2 protein-coding genes are annotated in these 1,205 nt (G+C 61.7%); both read left to right on the top strand.

The genetic code is table 11. The annotated features are described in order from the left end of the window. Nucleotides 1-67 precede the first annotated feature (67 nt). On the top strand, nt 68-334 hold the full coding sequence (locus O7A05_RS34000) for a transposase (protein WP_337097780.1): 267 nt from the start codon (nt 68-70) through the stop codon (nt 332-334). Continuing rightward, nucleotides 217-1,179 (top strand): IS3 family transposase, encoded by a 963-nt coding sequence (locus O7A05_RS33995; protein ID WP_337097782.1) that lies wholly within the window; start codon nt 217-219, stop codon nt 1,177-1,179. The genes O7A05_RS34000 and O7A05_RS33995 overlap by 118 nt, the downstream gene beginning before the upstream one ends. The last annotated feature ends 26 nt before the right edge of the window (nt 1,180-1,205 follow it).

The following is a 1,205-nucleotide window of genomic DNA, read 5'->3' as shown; positions in this document are numbered from 1 at the left end:
TTGACGTGCTCCCCTGAAATGTCCTCGCTTTGAGGATAGCCTGTCATCCGGATGAGGAGACAGGGCAATGAAGCGATCGAGATTTTCCGACGAACAGATCATCGGCATTTTGAAGGAGCACCAGGCGGGGCTTTCGGCGATGGAGCTTTGCCGCAAATACGGTGTGAGCGATGCGACGTTCTACAAGTGGCGCTCGAAGTATGGCGGCATGGACGTATCGGAGGCGAAGCGGCTGAAGAGCCTCGAGGAGGAGAACGGCAAGCTGAAGCGCCTGCTGGCCGACGCCATGCTCGACGTCTCGACCTTGCGCGAGATGCTCGGAAAAAACTTCTGACGCCTGGGTCGAGGAGGACCGCCGTGACCTGGGCGATCGAGAACAAGGGCTATTCGCAGCGTCGTGCTTGCGGGCTCGTCGGCATGGAGCCGCGGGTTTACCGGTATCGCTCGAGCCGACCGGACGACGCGGGCCTGCGAAAGCGGCTGCGGGAACTGGCAGCCGAGCGCCGACGCTTCGGCTATCGCCGACTGCACCTTCTGCTGAAGCGCGAAGGCGTGGCGGTGAACTGGAAGAAGCTCTACCGGCTCTATCGCGAAGAGCGGCTGACGGTGCGCAGACGCGGTGGCCGCAAGCGGGCGCTCGGCACGAGAGCGCCGATGGCGATACCGCAGGATGCCAACCAGCGCTGGAGCCTCGACTTCGTCTCCGACATGTTGACCGACGGGCGCCGCTTCCGGATCCTGTGTGTCATCGACGACTTCAGCCGGGAGTGCCTAGCGACCGTCGTCGACAACTCGATCTCGGGCGAACGTGTCACCCGCGAACTCGACATCATCGCCGAGCATCGCGGCTTCCCCTGCATGATCGTGTCGGACAATGGCACTGAGCTGACCTCGAATGCCATTCTGGCGTGGCAGGAGGAGCGGCAAGTCGAATGGCACTATATCGCGCCCGGCAAGCCGATGCAGAACGGCTTCGTGGAAAGCTTCAATGGTCGGCTGCGCGACGAGTGTCTCAACGAGCGGCTCTTCACTAGCTATCGGCATGCCCGAGACAGCATCGAAGAATGGAGGATCGACTACAATGTGAACCGCCCCCACACGAGCCTCGACGGGCTCACACCGAACGAATTTGCAACCCGGTCCAGATCGGACCACAACGTGAACAGGGCTAACTTATAGGCGCGGACAAAACGGGGAGCACGTCA

Origin of the sequence: Mesorhizobium argentiipisi (SeqCode), from assembly GCF_037179585.1 — a bacterium.
In the GTDB taxonomy this organism is placed as follows: Bacteria; Pseudomonadota; Alphaproteobacteria; order Rhizobiales; family Rhizobiaceae; genus Mesorhizobium; species Mesorhizobium argentiipisi.
The sequence above is the reverse complement of the archived record's forward strand: the minus strand, read 5'-3'. Positions and strand labels throughout refer to the sequence as shown.